The following is a 17778-nucleotide window of genomic DNA, read 5'->3' as shown; positions in this document are numbered from 1 at the left end:
CCCATCTCAACCCCCAGGATGATATTTGCTCGCAAAGCCTGATTGAGCGGGCGAGAGGGGACACAAAGGCATACACTGAGAGCATGGACATCACCAGCACCGTCAACGCTCGTCTGGATCGCCACTACCACTGGGTCAATGTAATCGTGGTAGCGGCGATGCAGCTTATCCTGCTGCCTTTCGCTCTGGTGACAACAGCTGTCACAGGATATTACGGCGACTCGATCATTGAACGCATTATGGGTCTGGCAACGCTCATCCTAAGCGTTACCAGCACCACCGCCCTGTACTGGCGCTACCGTGCGCCCGTAAGCGCCGCGGTTCTCAGTATCGCCTGCTGCTTTGCCGGCTGCTTGGTGACCCCCCTGCCCTTCTTTATGGCGCCGGTATCCATGCTGTTGCTCTACCATGTGGGTCGCCACTGGCAGCGCCACATGCGCCTGCGTATGCTCGCCCTGGCGTGGGTCGCTAGCCTGCTGGTCACCATTAACCTCACGTTCTTATCCCGCCTGCCTACCGGTTCCTGGGTGACTAATCTGCTGGGCGCGCTCATGATTTTCGCCTTTGTGGGCACCCTATTGAGCTTGTGCTGGTTCATTGGTGACTCCCGTCGATCCCGCGCCGAACGCCAAGACGCATACCGTGTACGCGTGGAGCAGCTTGAACGCGAACAGGCGCAGGAACGAGCCATGGCAACCCAGGATGAACGCGCCCGCATCGCCCGCGAAATGCACGATATTGTGGCGCACTCCCTCTCGAGTATCATTACCCAGGCGGACGGCGCGCGCTTTATCGCCGCCGCCCAGCGAGGGGAGAAAGAACCCGATATTGCCGAGCAGACCCTGGACACCATTGCCGAAACCGCTCGTGAATCTCTAACCCAAATGCGTTCGCTGCTGGGCGTGCTCCGCACCGATGAGGGCACTCTCTTTGCGCCCCTGCCTACCCTGAACGATATCCCCGAGCTCATTGAGCAAACTCGCCAGCTGGGTATACCCCTGCACTGGGACGGCATGACGGGCACCATGCGCGGCATGCTACCCCAGGGCGCCGAACTAGCCGCCTACCGCGTGGTGCAGGAGGCACTGACCAATATCCTCAAGCACGCGCGCAGTACCCCGCTGGTTCGCGTGCGCGTGGACTGGACCCGTGCCGGTATTGAAGTCGATATTTATAATGCGGCGCCCGAGAGCGGCTTTAGCGCCCTGCCCGGTAGCGGCAACGGTCTGCGCGGTATGCGCGAGCGCGTGGAAATGTATAACGGCACTATTAGCTACGGCCCGGTGCACGATGCCGATAGTCAGCTCTCCCGCTACGACCCGAAGGCATTGAGCGCGGCTCAGGGCTTTAGAGTGCAGGCAACCCTGCCCTATCGAGACGTTTAAATTTCTCTCCATGTTATTGGTGGAGAGTCTGTCATAAACCCTGAATCTGCCCTGAGATAGAGCTTAGATAGAGTCCTGTCGGATAAGATGAAAGAGCACTGAACTTACGGTACAGGGAGAGAAATGAACGATAGCGCTCAGGCTATACGCGTTATGCTGGTCGATGACCAGATGCTGGTCCGCGGAGGACTGAAAATGCTGGTCGACTCCCAAAGCGACCTGCAGGTTATCGCCGAAGCCGCCGACGGCGCCGAGGCAGTCAGCCTCTACCGCGCTCTGGTTGACGCTAACCAGGCTCCCGATGTGGTGCTTATGGATGTGCGCATGCCCGTCATGGACGGCCTGCAAGCGGCACGTACTATTCTCGCTTTGGATATCTCCCCGGTGCGCGTGCTCATGCTCACCACCTTCGACCTGGACGAATATGTTTATGATGCGGTGCGTGCCGGAGCTAGCGGCTTCCTACTCAAGGACGCGCCCCCGACCGAGCTACTCGGCGCCATTCGTACCGTGCACCGCGGGGACGCCGTGATCGCGCCCAGCGCTACCCGCCGCCTGCTGCAGCATATGGTCGCTCAGACCTCGCTGCCCGCCCAGGTGCCCGCCTCCGGCCCGAAGCCTCATGCGCAGCTTCTGGAACAGCTCACCCCGCGCGAAATGGATATTTACATGCTGCTGGCTCAGGGACTATCCAATGGTGAAATGAGCGAAGAGCTGGTGCTATCGGAAGCCACGATTAAAACCCACGTCTCGCATATTCTGGGTAAGCTGGGCGCTCGCGATCGAGTGCAGGCTGTGATTATGGCCTATGAAGCCGGGCTTGTGAGCTAATAACGCGGAATATATGCAGAGCGTGCTTGTCCGCTGCATGAGCATCACTTTGTGTGGTGTATGGTAGCGCCCTAAAAGTGCTACTCTAAATATTGGCATTTACGGCGCACCCTGCTGCGTGCCATGCGCGACCACAAGTTGCATACACGAGACCCGCGTGCACCGTTAGCGCGCGGTAAACATATCAACTATCTATCAAAAGGACCAGTCTGATGGCACTTGAATTTAGCCACGAAGCAAACCAGCATCCCGCAAGCGAAGAGCGCCGTAACGAAATTCTCGCAAACCCCGGATTCGGTGACTACTTTAGCGACCACATGGTCACTATCGACTGGGAGGGTATCGGCCACGAAGAGGGCACCTGGTCCAATGCGCGCATTGCCCCTTACGGTCCGATTAGCCTGGACCCGGCAGCAGGTATTTTCCACTACGGTCAGTCCGTCTTTGAGGGTATTAAGGGCTACCGTTACTCCGATGGTTCCGTGTGGACTTTCCGCCCGCACGCAAACGCTGCGCGCCTGAACCGCTCCGCGTACCGCCTCTCCCTGCCGGCACTGCCCGAGGAAGATTTCGTGAACTCCCTGCGCGAGCTGGTGCGCACCGATAATGCGTGGGTTCCCAGCGGTGACGGTGAGGCGTTCTATTTCCGTCCCTTTATGATCGCTACTGAGGCGTACCTGGGTGTTCGCCCGGCGCGCAAGGTGCAGTTCCATGTGATTGGTTCCCCCGCGGGTAACTACTTTGGCACCCCCGAACCGGTTGATATTTGGCTCTCCACCACCTACTCCCGCGCGGGTGTGGGCGGTACCGGTAACGCTAAGTGCGGCGGTAACTACGCGGCGTCGATGATCGCTCAGGCTGAGGGTGAGTCCCACGGCTGCAAGCAGGTGATCTTCAAGGATCCGAACCGCGATGACGCTATTGAAGAGCTGGGCGGCATGAATGTGTTCTTCGTCTTCGGCAAGCAGAATAAGATTGTGACCCCGGAGCTGACCGGCACCATTCTGGAGGGTGTGACTCGTTCCTCCCTGATTCAGCTGGCGAAGGACCGCGGCATGGAGGTTGAGGAGCGTAAGTTCACTCTCTCCGAGTGGCGCGAAGGCGTGGCAAATGGCGATATTACCGAGGTGTTTGCCTGCGGTACCGCTGCAGTGGTGGCTCCCATTGGTAAGCTGATGGCTGCTGATTTTGAGATTCCTGCGGCTTCTGTGGGCTTTGGTGAGATTTCCAAGAGCCTGCGTGAGGAGCTGGTGGGTATTCAGACCGGCGCGGTTGAGGATCGCCACGGTTGGATGGTCAAGCTGGCCGACTAGCCTCGACGCTTTATAGACGCTCAAGCTATACGAACCGGGTGCGGTGCCGCGTGAGTCATACGCGCTACCGTACCCGGTTTTGCGTACCCGGTTTGATCCGGGCACCACAACACCTATTTATGCGTCGGTGCCGCTGATACGCCGCGCAGGGTGGGGGAGTACGCCCCATATTTGGTATCCTGAGAGTTATGCGAATTGCACGTTTTACCGTAGATAACGACCTCCACTTCGGTATCGTCGAAGGCGAAGAAGGCGCAGAAACCCTGCGCGTTATCGCCGGCGATCCCTTCTACTCCGGTATTGAACCCACCGGAGCCACCTACCCCCTGGAGCAGGTGCGTCTGCTCTCCCCGATGATCCCGCGTTCTAAGGTCATCGGCACCATCGCCAACTGGGCGGGCACCGAAGCACCGGCAAGCCCCCAGTTCTTCATTAAGCCCAATACCACCGTGATTGGCCCGGGCGACCCCGTGACCCTGCCCGAATACTCCGAAAGCGTGAGCCCCGAGGGTGAACTGGCAGTTATTATTGGCCGCATCGCTAAGTCTGTGCCGCTGGAACGCGTCCACGAAGTGATTTTCGGCTACACTATCGCCAATGATCTGACCGCCCGCGATATGCTCGAAACCGATGTGCAGTGGACCCGCGCCAAGTGCTTTGACGGCTCCACCCCGCTGGGCCCGTGGATTGAAACCGAGCTGGACACCGACTCCCTGAACATCACCACCTGGGTTGATGGCGACACCGTGCAGGAAGGCAATACTGCCGATATGCACTACTCGGTCGCCGAGCTGGTGAGTGCCGCCTCCGAAATTTTCACTCTGCTGCCGGGCGATGTTCTGCTGACTGGCAGTGCACCGGGCGCTACCGTGCTGCGAGATGGTCAGGAAATCGAAATTGAGATTGAAGGCATCGGCTCGCTCATTACTCGCGTACGCGACGAAGCCAACTAGGCACACCCCACAGACCTACACCGAATAGAACGAAGAAGGAATAATGACTGAATACTCGGGTCCTAAGCTGAACAGCCCCGCGGATACCCGCGTGCGCTTCTGCCCCTCGCCCACCGGTACCCCGCACGTGGGCATGGTGCGCACCGCGCTCTTCAACTGGGCGTACGCACACCACACCGGCGGCAAGCTGATCTTCCGTATTGAAGATACCGACGCCGCACGCGACTCCGAAGAATCCTTCAACCAGGTGCTCGACGGCCTGCACTGGCTGGGCATCAACTGGGACGAAGGCGTTGGCGTGGGCGGCCCCCACGAGCCCTACCGCCAGTCCCAGCGTATGGATATTTACGCCGATGTGATTGAGAAGCTCAAGGCAGGCGGCTACATTTACGAAGACTTCTCCACCCCCGAAGAGGTCAAGGAACGCCGTGCCGCTAAGGGCGAGGATCCCCAGCTGGGCTACGACAACTACGACCGTAACCTGACCGAGGAACAGAAGGAAGCTTACCGTGCTGAGGGCCGCCAGCCCGTGTGGCGCCTGCGCATGCCCGATGAGGACATCACCTTCAACGACCTGGTGCGCGGTGAAATCACCTTCAAGGCGGGCGCAACCCCCGACTACGTGGTGGTGCGTGCCAACGGCAAGCCCCTGTACCCGCTGGTCAACCCCGTGGATGATGCTCTGATGGGCATTACCCATGTGCTGCGCGGCGAGGATCTGCTTTCCTCCACCCCGCGTCAGATTGCTCTCTACCGCGCCCTGGTTGATGTCGGCGTAACTGACTTCATTCCCGAGTTCGGCCACCTGCCCTATGTGATGGGTCAGGGTAATAAGAAGCTCTCCAAGCGCGACCCCGAGTCGAACCTCTTCTTGCTGCGCGATGCCGGCTTCATTAAGGAAGGCCTGCTGAACTACCTCTCCCTGCTGGGCTGGTCCCTGTCCGCAGATAAGGACGTTTTCAGCGTGGATGAACTGGTTGAGGCATTCGACGTGCACGATGTGGTGGCAAACCCTGCACGCTTCGACGTGAAGAAGGCAGAGTCCATTAACGGCGACCATATTCGTATGCTCGACCCCGAGGACTTCCGCAACCGCCTGATTCCCTACCTGCAGGCTAAGAACGAAGACGGCTACGCACCCCTGGGTGAACAGCTGAGCGAACGCGAAGAGCAGATCCTCACCGAGGCAGCGCCCCTGGTCCAGGAGCGCATGCAGCTGCTGGGTGAGGCTCCCAAGCTGCTGGCATTCCTCCTCAAGAAGGATGACGAGATCGTTATCGCTGAGGACGCTCGTAAGCAGCTGAAGGAATCCGCACCGGCTGTTCTGCAGGCAGCTATTGACGCGCTGGAGCCCCTGGAGAAGTTCGAGGCAGCTGAGATTGAGGCTGCACTGCGCGCCGCTATTGTTGAGGGCCTGGAGATTAAGCCTCGCTTGGCATTCGGCCCGGTTCGTACCGCTGTGTCCGGTGAGCGCATCTCCCCGCCGCTCTTTGAGTCCATGGAGATTCTGGGTAAGGAATCCTCCCTGAACCGTCTGCGCGCTCTGCTGGCTGATCTGAACGGCTAATATGTGAGGCGTTGAAATCCTGTCGGGATCGTTGAAAAACGACCCGGCAGGATTTTTTATACCCGTTGAGCTGTTCGGTTTCGGTGTTTTTTGGGGAGGGTAGGGGAGAAGACCCCTGTTTGGGGAAGTGAAATAGGCTCTGGAGGAACCTCTCGAGGAAAGAAGCTGAGGTTTCAGAGAAGAAAACTAAGCCAAAAGGGTACTGAATCGAGAAAATCTCGAGGACTTTTAGGGAATGTTCGGGGCAGTCTAGAGGTCTATAGACGGCTCTAGAAAGCTCTAAACCGCCCAAAATCAAGGATTTTGAAGGAATTTTAGAAAACTTTATGTATGCATGGTTACAAGTGTTTCACCTAGTCAGATGTATTTAAGTGTCAAAAATCGGGCTATTTTGGGTGGTTTTTGACCGAAACGGGTTTGCGCACCCCAAAAGACTCCCGTATAGTATTACTTGTTGCCGCGACGGGTCGAAAGGAACGAAGCGAGTAAGCAACAAATGCGGTTGTAGCTCAGTTGGTAGAGCACCACCTTGCCAAGGTGGATGTCGCGAGTTCAAGTCTCGTCAACCGCTCTCTCACTTCGGTGAGTAATGGGATATGGTGTAATTGGCAACACTCCGGTTTCTGGTACCGTCATTCTAGGTTCGAGTCCTGGTATCCCAGCTTAGCATTAAGAAATTAATGCTATGGCCCCATCGTATAGCGGCCTAGTACTCCGCCCTCTCACGGCGGCAACACCGGTTCAAATCCGGTTGGGGTCACTCTAGGTAAAAACCTCCGTAGAAATACGGAGGTTTTTTGCTATCCGGGTAGATCTACTATCTGATCCACTTGCGAATGACCGGCTCGAAATGGAGCATCGGTGGATTTGCAAAGTGTCAAAACGTTCGGTATAGTATTTACCTGTAAGCGTGATTGGCGCAGTGGTAGCGCGCTTCGTTCACACCGAAGAGGTCACTGGTTCGAACCCAGTATCACGCACTGACTAAGCCCCTTGCCGAGAAGGTAAGGGGCTTTTTGTTCTCCCAGTGACTCCTCGGCTTCGCCAATCGGTTTGGGCGCAAAAAGTAACAATGGGCGCAGAAAATTTGCGCCCAAAGCAACATATTGCGCCCAAAACGGTGGGAGGGAGCGGGGATGAAGCGAACGCGGTACACTAGATATTTAGAGTTTTACCCACCCCGCACTCCGCGCACACCAACCCTCGCGCAAGAATAGGTGATTCGTGACTTCTCCGCAGCTTGCTTCCGCAACAGAATACGGTCGTATGTACTCGCGTGTGCGCGGTGGTGAGTTGCTAGTGCCGTCGATTACAACGGTGATTGGCCAGCAGGCTACTGATTTGGGCGGCTGGCATGGTTATATGGCTGCAAAGGCAGCGCTGGAGGATTCTCGTACCTATAGGCCGACTTCTTCTCATGGTTTGAAATTTGCGATTATTCGTGACGCTGCAGCGGCTTCGGAGCGCTACCGTGATGAGGCGGCGGCTCGCGGCGATCGTGTGCACAATTATGCTGAGAATATCGCGTTGCGCGCCATGGGCAAGGACCATGAGGTCGCGGCGTGCCGTGAGCTGCTGATCGAGCACGGTGAGCAGGCGTATGCGGATCGTTTTGATGAGTGGTGGGAGACTTTCCGCCCGAAGCCTCTGGCGGCTGAGGTGACGATTTGGAATGAGACCGTTGGCTATGCGGGCACCTTGGATTTGGTGGCTGAGATTGCTGGCCGCACTTGCATTATTGACTATAAGACGAAGGGTACGGACCGTAAGGGTCGCGTGAAGCCTTTGGATGAGAAGGTCGTTATGCAGCTGGTGGCGGGTTTGAAAGCTGAGGAGTCTCTGGTCGACCCGGACGCGGGCACATGGGAGCCGTGGTCTTATGGTGATGCGCCGATTCTGATGGGTGTTGCCTTGGGGCAGACGGAGGTTGTGCCTCATCAGGCGAATCCTGCGGTCTTGGAGAAGAACTGGTATAAGTTTTGTGCTTTGCGCCGAGTGTGGGAGTATGGGCGCCAGGTGGATGAGTTGGAGCATGAGGCTTTGATGCCGGTGGTGCCGCCTCCGCCTCATTTGCTGGGTGAACCGGCAGTGGGCGCTCATCCTAATCCGCAGGTGCGTGCCGCGTAAATTTTTGTGATGCGTTAGAACTTTTAGGAGTATTGATGACTATTTTGACGATTCGTACGGTGGGCGATCCGGTGCTGCGCACTGTGAGTGAGCCGATTACTGTGTTTGATGATGATCTGCGCCGCCTGGTTGCCGATATGTTGGAGACCATGTATGACGTGGGCGGTGTTGGTTTGGCCGGCCCGCAGGTTGGTTTGAATAAGCAGATTTTTACCTTCGGTAATATTGATGGCCGTGAGGGGCATATTATTAATCCGGTTCTTGAGGTGGGCGATGAGCCTCAGGAGGGTGGCGAGGGCTGCCTATCGGTGCCCGGTCAGAAGTCTGATACTCCGCGTATGGCGTGGGCTCGTGTGACCGGTGTTGATATGTACGGTCAGCCTCTGGTTCTTGAGGGCGAGGGTCTGTTTGCTCGTATGCTGCAGCATGAGACGGATCATTTGCACGGCAAGCTGTTTATTGATCGTCTGGTGGGCGAGGATCGTAAGCGTGTGATGCGTGCGATTCGTGCCGCTGAGTTTGATGCGACGGCGCAGAAGACTCAGGCTGAGCGTGCTGCGCGCGTGTCGGGTGCTTTTGGCGCCGGTTCTAGTTTCGGCTCTTTTGGGAAGTAGGCTGTCATGAAGATTGTGTATGCGGGTACTCCGGATGTTGCGGTGCCTCCTTTGCGTTTTTTGGCTGAGACTGAGGGCGTTGAGGTAGTTGCTGTGCTGACTCGTGAGGATGCTCCTTTGGGTCGTAAGCGCGTGTTGACTCCTTCTCCGGTGGCTGCGGCTGCCCAGGAGTTGGGTATTCCGGTGGTGAAGGCTTCGCGCTGGTCTGAGGATGTGGCCCAGCAGCTTGCTAGCTTTGGCGCGCAGGCTGCGGCTGTGGTGGCTTATGGTGCCCTGCTGCCTCAGACGGCTCTGGATCTCTTGCCGCTGGGTTGGGTTAATCTGCACTTTTCGGCCCTTCCGGCGTGGCGTGGTGCGGCTCCGGTGCAGCGTGCGCTGATGGCGGGGGAGCAGACTATCCACGCGAATACTTTCCTGCTGGAGGCTGGTTTGGACACCGGCCCGGTTTTTGAACAGGATTCTACTGAGGTTCGTGCGGATGATACCGCCGATTCGATTCTGGAACGTTTGGCATATGAGGTGGGTGGCGCTATGCTGCTGCGCACTTTTGAGCGTTTGGCTGCCGGTGAGCCGGGCACTGTTCAGACTGAGGATGACTCGGTGAGCTATGCAGCGAAGATGAGCATTGAAGACGGCAAGCTGGATTTCGCTGAGCCCGCGCAGGCTATTGTGGCCCGTTATCGCGGTGTGACAAGCGAGCCGGGTGCCTGGTGCACTTACCGTGAGAATCGTTTTAAGATTGGCGAGTTGGCTCCGGTTGATCCTGCTCTGGCTGCTGAGTTGGCTTTGGCGCCGGGCGTGGTGACTCTGCACGCTAAGAAGGTGTTTGTGGGCACGGGCGCTGTTGATGGTGCGCCGGGCGCTGTGCAGCTGCTGCGTGTGCAGCCTGCGAGTAAGAAGATGATGGCTGCGGCTGATTGGGCTCGCGGCACGGGTAAGGATTTGGCTGAGGGTGCGGTGGTGCTGGTATGAGTGAAGAAGTGACGTCTGGCGGCGCGCCGCGTAAGCGTAAGCGCAAGCGTTCGGGCTCCGGCGCTGCGTCGGGTGCAGGCTCTGCACGAGGCGGTTCCGGCCATTCTCGTTCTGCCCAGCCCCGTTCGACTCAGCCTCGCGGTGAGCGTCGAGGCGAGCAGCCCCGTTCCGAGCGCCGCGCATCCTCCGCGCGTTTTGACGGTAAGACCAGTATTCAGCGTGCCGCTGAGCGCGCGGTGACCCACACCGAGGATAAGCGCGGTGGCGGTGGCGTGACTAAGCGTTCTGCGAGCGGTCGTGAGCGTAATCGCCGTTCGATGGGGGAGCGCGCTATGAGTGCTGCAGCTCCTTCGCAGCGCGCTCGTACTGCCGATAGTGCCCGCCTGGTGGCGTATGAGACTCTGCTCGCAGTGGCAGATAAGGACGCCTACGCAAACCTGGTGCTACCCAAACTGATTCGCTCCCACCGTCTGGATGCCCGCGATGCCGGTTTTGCCACCGAGCTTGCCTACGGCACTCTGCGTGCCCAGGGCACCTATGACGCGATTATTTCCCGCTGTGTGGATCGCCCCCTGGAGAAGATTGACTCGAATGCTCTGCTGGTGTTGCGCATGGGCGCTCACCAGCTGCTGGGCATGCGCGTGCCTCCTCACGCCGCATTGAATCAGAGCGTGGCGTTGGCTCGCGATGTGATTGGTTCGGGTCCTTCCGGCTTTGTGAATGCGGTGCTGCGTCGTGTATCTGAGCGTAGCCGTGAAGAGTGGCTGAGCCTGCTTTCTAATGAGGCGAAGGATCAATTGGAGCGCCAGTCTCTGGAGTTTTCGCATCCGGTGTGGATGGTTCGTTCTTTGCGTCAGGCTCTGGCGGCTCACGGTCGTACCCCGGGTGAGATTGAGGACCTGCTGGCTGCCGATAATGCGGCTCCCGTGGTGAACCTGGTGGCTCTACCCGGTTTGGGTAGCCTGGATGAGGCTCTGGATAAGGGCGCTGAGCCCGGTGCTCTGGTTGAGGGTTCGGCGCTGTATTCTAGCGGTGATTTGGCTCGTCTGGAGGGTGTGCGTGCCGGTACTCTGCGCGCCCAGGATGTTGGTTCTCAGCTGGTGGCGCGTGCCTTGGCTGCGGCTCCTCTTGAGGGTTCCGATAGCGCCTGGCTGGATTTGTGTGCGGGCCCGGGCGGTAAGGCGGCTCTGCTGGCTGCCCTGGGTGCTCAGCGCGGTGCCGCTTTGGTGGCGAATGAGGCGGCGCCTCATCGTGCGCGCCTGGTGCAGAATTCCCTGGAGCCTATCCCCGCTGAGTCGTATACGGTGCTTACGGGGGATGGTCGCGAGATTTCTTCGACTCTGAAGTCCGCCAAGAGCCTGCCTGCCGGTATTGCCCCGGATCAGCTTTTTGACCGCGTCATGGTGGATGTTCCGTGTTCGGGTATGGGTGCTCTGCGCCGCCGCCCCGAGGCGCGCTGGCGTAAGTCCCCGCGCGATATTGCTGATTTGCTACCCCTGCAGCGTGAATTGCTGCAGGCAGCGGTGGATGCGACTCGCCCCGGCGGTGTGATTGCCTATGTGACCTGTTCCCCGCATGCTGCGGAGACCCAGAATATTGTGGCTGAGATGCTCGAATCCGGGCAGGTGCAGCTGATGAATTCTGCTCGGGTGCTCGAGTCTGTGGCTTTGCAAAATGCGGGTGTGAGCGCCCTGGCGGGGGAGAAGTCCGCCGCTTTCACTCCCGAGATTAAGCAGCCCAAGGGGGCGGAGACCCCGGTTCTGGGAGAGGGCGCCTCCACAGTGCAGCTCTGGCCGCATGTTCACGGTACTGACGCCATGTTTATGGCTCTGCTGCGTAAGCTTTAGAAAGGGCACGCCATGAGTATCGCTATTAATCCTTCGATTCTTTCGGCTGATTTCGCGAATTTGCAGCGCGATCTTCAGGCTATCGCCACCGCTGATGCGGCGCATATTGATGTGATGGATAATCATTTTGTGCCGAATCTGACCTGGGGCCCGCCGGTGGTTAAGCGCCTGCGCGAGATTTCCCCGGTGCCTTTTGATGTGCACCTGATGATTCAGGATGCCGACCGTTGGGCACCCCAGTACGCTGAGATGGGTTGCGAGTCGGTGACTTTCCATGCGGAGGCCGCTATTGCTCCCATTAAGCTGGCGCGTACTCTGCGCGAGTCTGGGGCGAAGGCGGGTATGGCGTTGCGCCCGGCGACCGGTGTTGAGCCCTATCTGGATATGCTGCCGGAGCTGGATATGCTGCTGATTATGACGGTTGAGCCGGGCTTTGGCGGCCAGAAGTTCCTGGAGGTGACTCTGCCGAAGATTCGCCGTGCCGCGCGCGCTATTGAGGGTGCGGGTCTTGACCTGGTGCTGCAGGTGGATGGCGGTATTACCGAGGAAACTATTCTGCGCGCTGCCGAGGCGGGTGCTACCTGTTTTGTGGCGGGGTCTTCGGTGTATAACACCGCTGATCCGCAGGCGGCTATTGCTTCGTTGCGTGCAGCGGCGCAATCGGTGGAGGCTGATTTCAAGGCTACCTGCTGCCACTAGCGAGGGTTTATCTCTCTGAGCCGGTTGCGGTTCTTGAGGAGTATACGAGGGGAGTTCCTTAGCTTGTATAGAAGCTACGGGGCTCCCCTTTTTGGTGAGCGGTTGTTTAGGTTCGGGGATCGTGACATTCTGTTTACATATGCGCTCTAAAGCTTGTTTAAGCGGTGGTTCAGTGCTCAGAAACGCCTAGGGAATGGGCTATTGACACTATTTCTATGACTCTTACCACAATGTCGCGCTAGGGTTTGAAAAAGGTTAGTAACACGGGCTGTATTCCTTGCACCGTACGCCTAATCTCTGTAAGGTAAGGAGTAGTTTAGTCCTTGACCGAGGGGTATTATGTCTTTTCTTCGTTCTGACGATTCGGCATCCGCGCTGAACCGTCGTTCCTTCCTGGGCCTGGTGGCAGCTTCCGGTGCCGTGCTGGGTCTGTCCGCGTGTGGCGCATCCTCGAGCAATTCGAGCGATTCCAGCTCGGGTGAAACCCGCGTCATTAAAGATATTGATGACCAAGAGGTAACCGTTCCCGCCAAGCCCCAGCGCGTGGTGGTTCTTTCCGAACCGACCTTGGACGGCGCACTGGCACTGGGCTTTACTCCTATTGCTTCTGTGGCGGGTCGTGGCCAGTCGGGTGTGCCCAACTACCTGAAGGATAAGTCCGAGAACATTAAGATTGTCGGTACTGTGGCTCAGGTAGATTATGAAGAAATCGGTAATCTGAACCCCGACCTGATTCTTGCCGACGCAACCGGCATTAACAAGGGAACCGACGCCTACTCCACCCTGGAGAAGATTGCACCCGTGGTCTACTGCGGCTACGCGGGCGGCGATTGGAAACTCAACTTCAATATTGTTGCTAATGCCCTAAATCTGGAATCTAAGGGCAAGGAATTTATTGACGCCTACGCCAAGCTGACCGAGGAAACCAAAGCTCAGCTGGCACCCCGGTATGGCGATAAGACCTTCTCGATTGTTCGCTGGACCGGTTCCGGCCCCGCGCTGATTCTCAAGGAGCTGCCCGCGGGTCAGGCTCTGGAGGATCTGGGTCTCAAGCGCCCCGCCTCCCAGGATAAGAAGGGTAAGGGTCACTCCATGCCCGTTTCCCGCGAAAACCTGAACACTATTGATGCGGACTACATGTTCCTGGGTACTCTGGGCGGCGCAAGCCAGGCTAACCCCAATGCGCAGGGCGTCTCCGGTATTGAGGGTGCTCAGGAAGCTCTGGAACGCGCTAAGGAAACCAGCGGCTTTACTAACCTGGAAGCCTATAAACAGGATCATGTCATGCTCGTGGACGGTTCCATGTGGACCTCCACCGGCGGTCCTCTGCTGCTGCAGGGCATTGTTGAGGACGTTAAGAAGCACCTGCTCAAGTAGGCTCACCCCGTAGATTTTTGAGGGTGTTTCGGCAGGGTGCAAGAATCCCCGGCTCGAAACGCCAACACACAGAATGAAAGAAGAAATATGCGTAATGCATTTGCAAAGGCAGCTACCGCAACCGCCGGCGCTGCACTGACTCTGACCATGGGTTTCTCCGCAGTATCCGCACTGCCCCCGGGTGGTGCATCTTCTAATACTCCCGGTACTTCCTCCAGCGCTTCTATGAACGGCGATGTGATTACCTTTGAACTCAAGGGTTTCCCGGAAAACACTGAAGTCAATGTGAAGATTGATGATGGTAGCCTCTGTCCCGCTGATGCTCCTCAGGGCGCATGCGTGGTGTACAGCATGAACACTGACTCTAGCGGTACCGCACGCGCTTCCTTCACCCTGAATAAGGAATACCTGGATCAGCTCAGCGCTGGTTCTCACACCCTGCGTTTCCTCGCATCGAAGGACGTAGCGGGTAAGGGCACTCAGCCCTACAGCAATAAGAGCCCCGAGTTCACCTATACTCCGACCTCTCGCCCCATTGAGACCGTAGAGGCTAAGCAGGAAGATACTCAGGAAGAGCAGCAGACCGAGGCTCAGCCCGAGCAGAGCACCGCAGCTGCTGAAGAGACCACCGCCGCTGCAGAGGCTACCACCGAAGCAGCTAAGACCGAGGAAGCTAAGCCCAGCGCAGCAGCAACTGCAGCAAAGGCTACCGCTAAGGCAAGTGCCACCGCGAAGGCTACCACCACCGCTACGGCAAGCGCATCCGCTTCCAGCACCGCTGTGGCAGCTGCTGAGAACACCAGCGATTCCAATGGCTCCTCGTCCCTGCCCTGGATCCTGGGCGGCGCGGGTGTACTGATTGCTGTCGGTGCCGGTGTCTTCCTGTACCTGCGTAACCGCAAGGAAATCAGCTAAGTTTTCTTAAAAGATGGCGCCGTTTTCCCTCCGCGCGTGCACACTAGTCTGCACGGGTAGCGGGGGAGAGCGGCGCCATTTGCGCGAATAGGCTCTGGCCTGTATCGAAGCACCCTAGAAACACATACATTTCGTCATTCAAGGACAATCATTGAGTTCAACCACAGATCTAAGTCCCGGCACCGGAGTTGAATCATCAACACCGGCGCAGGCAACCAAGGGCACCAATAGGGGCGCCCGCACCGGTAGCCGCATTGCCTGGCTGATTATTTTTAGTTGTGCCCTGCTGGTGAGCGTGCTGCTCTCTCTCTATGTGGGCTCTCACGCTCTGCCTGAATCCCAGGTGACCGCAGCTCTGAGCGGCGGCGGGGATGAAACCGCCCGCACTATTGTGCTCGATCAGCGTGTGCCTCGCACCCTGATTGCCATTGCCTGCGGTGCCGCCCTGGCGGTTGCCGGCTCCCTCATGCAATCTCTGACCCGCAACCCCCTGGCTGAACCCGGCCTGATGGGTGTAAACGCCGGTGCTGCCGTGGCTGTGGTGCTTTCGGTGGTGCTTTTCGGCGTGATGGGCATTTGGCAGTATATGATTGCCGCCGTGATTGGTGCCGCTATTGCCGCCGTGGTGGTCTACACCCTCGGCCGCGGAAAAGACGGCTCCATTGTGAAACTTGCCCTGGCGGGTGTGGCTATTTCTGCCGCTCTGTCGGCGGTGAATCAGGCGCTGATTCTTGCTAACCAGGATGCCTATAATGAGTTCCGCCTGTGGACCGCCGGCTCTCTGGAGGGGCGCGATATGGGTATTTTTACCGCCATTGGTCCCGTGATTCTGATCGGCGTGGTCATTGCCTTTATTGTGGCTCCCGCAATTAACGCCCTGAGCATGGGTGAAGAGGCAGCAACCAGCCTGGGCGTGAGCGTTTCCCGCACCCAGAACCTGACCCTGATCAGTGTGACCGTGCTTGCCGGTGTGGCAACCGCGGCGGTGGGTCCGATTGGTTTTGTGGGTCTGGCGGTGCCTTTTGTGGTGCGCGCCCTGCTGGGTAATGACGTGCTCTGGGTTAATATCGGCTCGGCTATTGTGGGTCCGGTGTGGCTGCTGGCGACCGATGTTCTCGCGCGTGTGGTGGTTGCTCCCGAAGAGACTCAGGTGGGTATTATTGCCACCCTGGCGGGTGCCCCGCTCTTCCTCTTCCTGATGACTCGACCCAAGGTGGAGGCGCTCTAAATGACTAGCATTACCTCTTCTGTAACCGGCGCTCGCCGCGGTCGTGACCTGTCCAACCGCCCGGTGCTGAACCTGCGCGGTGCTATTAGTGCCCAGATTCCCTGGCGTACTTTTGTGCTGAATCTGGTGCTGCTCACGGCTCTGATTGTTCTGTCCCTGTGGGGTTTGCAGCAGGGTAAGTACTCCCTGAGCCTGGGCGATACCGTTAACGCTCTGTTCGGTCAGGGTAAGCCCCTGGCGGTGACCCTGGTTCAGCAGCGTGCGGCTCGTATTGTGGCTGCTCTGCTGGTGGGTGCAGCTCTAGGCCTTTCCGGCGCTATTTTCCAGGTGATTAGCGGTAATGCGCTGGGTTCGCCCGATATTATTGGTTTCACTAATGGCGCGGCAACCGGTGCTCTGCTGCAGATTATTGTCTTCAATTCCGGCCCGGTGGAGATCGCTGCCGGCGCTGTGGTGGGTGGTTTGGCGACCTCCCTGCTGGTGTGGGCTATGACCCGCCGTACCGGTCTGAAGGGCTTCCGCCTGGTGCTGGTCGGTATTGGTGTGGGCTCGACCCTGGCGGCGTTTAACTCTCTGCTGGTGGTGCGTGCCTCCCTGACTCAGGCGCAGACTGCGGCTTCTTGGCTGGCGGGTAATCTGAACGATATTGTCTGGGAGCGTTCTATCGCCCTGCTGATTGCCATGATTGTGGCTGTGCCCCTGCTGCTAATTTTGGTTCGTCCCCTGGGCGCTATTCGTTTTGGCGATAATGTGGCTGCGGGTTTGGGCGTGAACGTGGATAAGTACCGCGTGGCGGCGCTCTTTATTGGCGTGCTGCTGGTTTCCCTGGCGACCGCAACCTGCGGCCCGGTGGCTTTTGTGGCTCTGGCGGCTCCCCATATTGCTAAGACCCTGTCCAAGGACAGTGGCGTGGGCTTTACCAGTGCGGCGCTGATGGGTTCCCTGCTGGTGCTGGGTTCGGATATGATCGGCCGTTACGCCTTTGGTAGTCATATTTTGCAGGTGGGTATTGTGACCGGTGCGATTGGCGGTCTGTACCTGATTTATCTGATTTATCGTGAGAGGAAGAGCGCCTAATGAGCGTGGAGAAGAAGAATGAATCCCGCTTGGCGGGCGAGCAGCTGGTGGTTGGCTACGGCGAGCACCGCGTGCTGGATGGGGTGGACTTTGAGTTGCTGGAGGGCGAGCTGACCGTTATTCTCGGTCCGAACGCTTGCGGCAAGTCCACCCTGCTCAAGACTCTGTCGCGCGTGATCCCGGCGAAGTCCGGTACCGTGAGTCTGGATGGCACCCCGCTGTCTCAGATGAAGTCCCGCGCCATTGCGCAGATTTTGGCGATGCTGCCTCAGACTCCGGAGGCGCCCAATGGTGTAACCGTGGCGGATGTGGTTGCTCGCGGCCGCTACCCGCATCAGTCTCTGCTGCGCTCCTGGTCCGATGCTGACGAGCAGGCGTGCGTGCAGGCTATGAAGGCGGCGAATGTGTTGGAGCTTGCCGACCGCCCCATTGAGGCTCTGTCGGGCGGCCAACGTCAGCGCGTGTGGATTGCTATGACCCTGGCGCAGCAGACCCCGTTGATTCTGCTGGATGAGCCGACCACCTACCTGGATATTACCCACCAGATTGAGGTGCTGAACCTGGCTCGCGATCTGCACGCGAACGGTCATACGGTGGCTGTGGTGCTGCACGATCTAAACCTGGCGTTCCGTTATGCAACCCATGTGGTGCTCATGCGTCGCGGTCAGATTATTGCTCAGGGCGCGCCGAAGGATGTGGTGACCCCCGAGATTATTCGTGAGGTGTTTGAGCTGAATTCGATGATTATTGATGATCCTGTCACGGGTACGCCCCTGATTATTCCTTTTGAGGATCAGGAGATTCATATTGCCGCCGACGGTATTAGTGCCGCTCGTGCCGAGGCTGCCGCTTCTGCCTAGTGTCGCTTGTAGC

15 protein-coding genes and 4 tRNA genes are annotated in these 17778 nt (G+C 58.2%); all 19 read left to right on the top strand.

Annotated elements, in window-relative coordinates; translation table 11 throughout:
• The first annotated feature begins 83 nt into the window (after positions 1-83).
• Positions 84-1385: a sensor histidine kinase gene (locus Q4P78_RS07350; protein ID WP_303339712.1), complete on the top strand. Its 1302-nt coding sequence runs from the start codon at positions 84-86 to the stop codon at positions 1383-1385.
• 123 nt (positions 1386-1508) lie between these two features.
• Positions 1509-2216, top strand: coding sequence for a response regulator transcription factor (locus Q4P78_RS07345; protein WP_303339711.1), 708 nt, complete (start codon positions 1509-1511; stop codon positions 2214-2216).
• Between the two features lie 212 nt (positions 2217-2428).
• Positions 2429-3529, top strand: coding sequence for a branched-chain amino acid aminotransferase (locus Q4P78_RS07340; RefSeq protein ID WP_303339710.1), 1101 nt, complete (start codon positions 2429-2431; stop codon positions 3527-3529).
• 188 nt (positions 3530-3717) lie between these two features.
• Positions 3718-4482 carry a fumarylacetoacetate hydrolase family protein gene (locus Q4P78_RS07335; RefSeq protein WP_303339709.1) on the top strand — a complete coding sequence of 255 codons (765 nt, stop codon included), beginning with the start codon at positions 3718-3720 and terminating at the stop codon, positions 4480-4482.
• A 43-nt stretch (positions 4483-4525) separates the two neighbouring features.
• A complete protein-coding gene (gene gltX / locus Q4P78_RS07330) occupies positions 4526-6049 on the top strand; it encodes a glutamate--tRNA ligase (protein ID WP_303339708.1) in 1524 nt (507 codons plus the stop codon).
• Positions 6050-6547: 498 nt separating this feature from the next.
• Positions 6548-6620, top strand: a tRNA-Gly gene (locus Q4P78_RS07325).
• A gap of 19 nt (positions 6621-6639) precedes the next feature.
• A tRNA-Gln gene (locus tag Q4P78_RS07320) sits at positions 6640-6711 on the top strand.
• A 25-nt stretch (positions 6712-6736) separates the two neighbouring features.
• Positions 6737-6809 (top strand) — tRNA-Glu (locus Q4P78_RS07315).
• A gap of 148 nt (positions 6810-6957) precedes the next feature.
• Positions 6958-7029, top strand: a tRNA-Val gene (locus Q4P78_RS07310).
• A 244-nt stretch (positions 7030-7273) separates the two neighbouring features.
• The gene (locus Q4P78_RS07305) at positions 7274-8176 is read left to right on the top strand and encodes a cytochrome (RefSeq protein ID WP_303339707.1); all 903 of its coding nucleotides are present in this window, start codon (positions 7274-7276) and stop codon (positions 8174-8176) included.
• 35 nt (positions 8177-8211) lie between these two features.
• Positions 8212-8790, top strand: a complete 579-nt coding sequence (def, locus tag Q4P78_RS07300; RefSeq protein ID WP_303339706.1) for a peptide deformylase — start codon at positions 8212-8214, stop codon at positions 8788-8790.
• A gap of 6 nt (positions 8791-8796) precedes the next feature.
• Positions 8797-9762 (top strand): methionyl-tRNA formyltransferase, encoded by a 966-nt coding sequence (locus Q4P78_RS07295; protein WP_303339705.1) that lies wholly within the window; start codon positions 8797-8799, stop codon positions 9760-9762.
• On the top strand, positions 9759-11609 hold the full coding sequence (locus Q4P78_RS07290) for an RsmB/NOP family class I SAM-dependent RNA methyltransferase (RefSeq protein WP_303339704.1): 1851 nt from the start codon (positions 9759-9761) through the stop codon (positions 11607-11609). Before Q4P78_RS07295 ends, Q4P78_RS07290 begins: the two co-directional genes overlap by 4 nt.
• 12 nt (positions 11610-11621) lie before the next feature.
• Positions 11622-12308, top strand: coding sequence for a ribulose-phosphate 3-epimerase (rpe, locus tag Q4P78_RS07285; RefSeq protein WP_303339703.1), 687 nt, complete (start codon positions 11622-11624; stop codon positions 12306-12308).
• Positions 12309-12647: 339 nt separating this feature from the next.
• Positions 12648-13685 (top strand): iron-siderophore ABC transporter substrate-binding protein, encoded by a 1038-nt coding sequence (locus tag Q4P78_RS07280; protein ID WP_303339702.1) that lies wholly within the window; start codon positions 12648-12650, stop codon positions 13683-13685.
• Positions 13686-13772: 87 nt separating this feature from the next.
• A complete protein-coding gene (locus Q4P78_RS07275) occupies positions 13773-14600 on the top strand; it encodes a hypothetical protein (RefSeq protein WP_303339701.1) in 828 nt (275 codons plus the stop codon).
• A gap of 151 nt (positions 14601-14751) precedes the next feature.
• Entirely contained in the window at positions 14752-15828 is a 1077-nt protein-coding gene (locus Q4P78_RS07270; protein ID WP_303339700.1) for an iron ABC transporter permease, read from the top strand.
• Positions 15829-16905, top strand: coding sequence for an iron chelate uptake ABC transporter family permease subunit (locus Q4P78_RS07265; RefSeq protein WP_303339699.1), 1077 nt, complete (start codon positions 15829-15831; stop codon positions 16903-16905).
• Positions 16905-17765, top strand: coding sequence for an ABC transporter ATP-binding protein (locus Q4P78_RS07260; protein WP_303339698.1), 861 nt, complete (start codon positions 16905-16907; stop codon positions 17763-17765). Before Q4P78_RS07265 ends, Q4P78_RS07260 begins: the two co-directional genes overlap by 1 nt.
• Positions 17766-17778 lie beyond the last annotated feature (13 nt).

The sequence above is a fragment of the Rothia sp. (in: high G+C Gram-positive bacteria) genome, assembly GCF_030540545.1.
Lineage (GTDB): Bacteria > Actinomycetota > Actinomycetes > Actinomycetales > Micrococcaceae > Rothia.
This window is presented reverse-complemented; position numbering and strand designations above follow the sequence as displayed.

What these genes read in the sequence shown, in the direction of transcription:
- Q4P78_RS07350 (WP_303339712.1), top strand. Translation starts at nt 84, where the DNA reads ATGGACATCACCAGCACCGTCAACGCTCGTCTGGATCGCCACTACCAC.
- Q4P78_RS07345 (WP_303339711.1), top strand. Translation starts at nt 1,509, where the DNA reads ATGAACGATAGCGCTCAGGCTATACGCGTTATGCTGGTCGATGACCAG.
- Q4P78_RS07340 (WP_303339710.1), top strand. Translation starts at nt 2,429, where the DNA reads ATGGCACTTGAATTTAGCCACGAAGCAAACCAGCATCCCGCAAGCGAA.
- Q4P78_RS07335 (WP_303339709.1), top strand. Translation starts at nt 3,718, where the DNA reads ATGCGAATTGCACGTTTTACCGTAGATAACGACCTCCACTTCGGTATC.
- gltX (WP_303339708.1), top strand. Translation starts at nt 4,526, where the DNA reads ATGACTGAATACTCGGGTCCTAAGCTGAACAGCCCCGCGGATACCCGC.
- def (WP_303339706.1), top strand. Translation starts at nt 8,212, where the DNA reads ATGACTATTTTGACGATTCGTACGGTGGGCGATCCGGTGCTGCGCACT.
- Q4P78_RS07295 (WP_303339705.1), top strand. Translation starts at nt 8,797, where the DNA reads ATGAAGATTGTGTATGCGGGTACTCCGGATGTTGCGGTGCCTCCTTTG.
- Q4P78_RS07290 (WP_303339704.1), top strand. Translation starts at nt 9,759, where the DNA reads ATGAGTGAAGAAGTGACGTCTGGCGGCGCGCCGCGTAAGCGTAAGCGC.
- rpe (WP_303339703.1), top strand. Translation starts at nt 11,622, where the DNA reads ATGAGTATCGCTATTAATCCTTCGATTCTTTCGGCTGATTTCGCGAAT.
- Q4P78_RS07280 (WP_303339702.1), top strand. Translation starts at nt 12,648, where the DNA reads ATGTCTTTTCTTCGTTCTGACGATTCGGCATCCGCGCTGAACCGTCGT.
- Q4P78_RS07275 (WP_303339701.1), top strand. Translation starts at nt 13,773, where the DNA reads ATGCGTAATGCATTTGCAAAGGCAGCTACCGCAACCGCCGGCGCTGCA.
- Q4P78_RS07265 (WP_303339699.1), top strand. Translation starts at nt 15,829, where the DNA reads ATGACTAGCATTACCTCTTCTGTAACCGGCGCTCGCCGCGGTCGTGAC.
- Q4P78_RS07260 (WP_303339698.1), top strand. Translation starts at nt 16,905, where the DNA reads ATGAGCGTGGAGAAGAAGAATGAATCCCGCTTGGCGGGCGAGCAGCTG.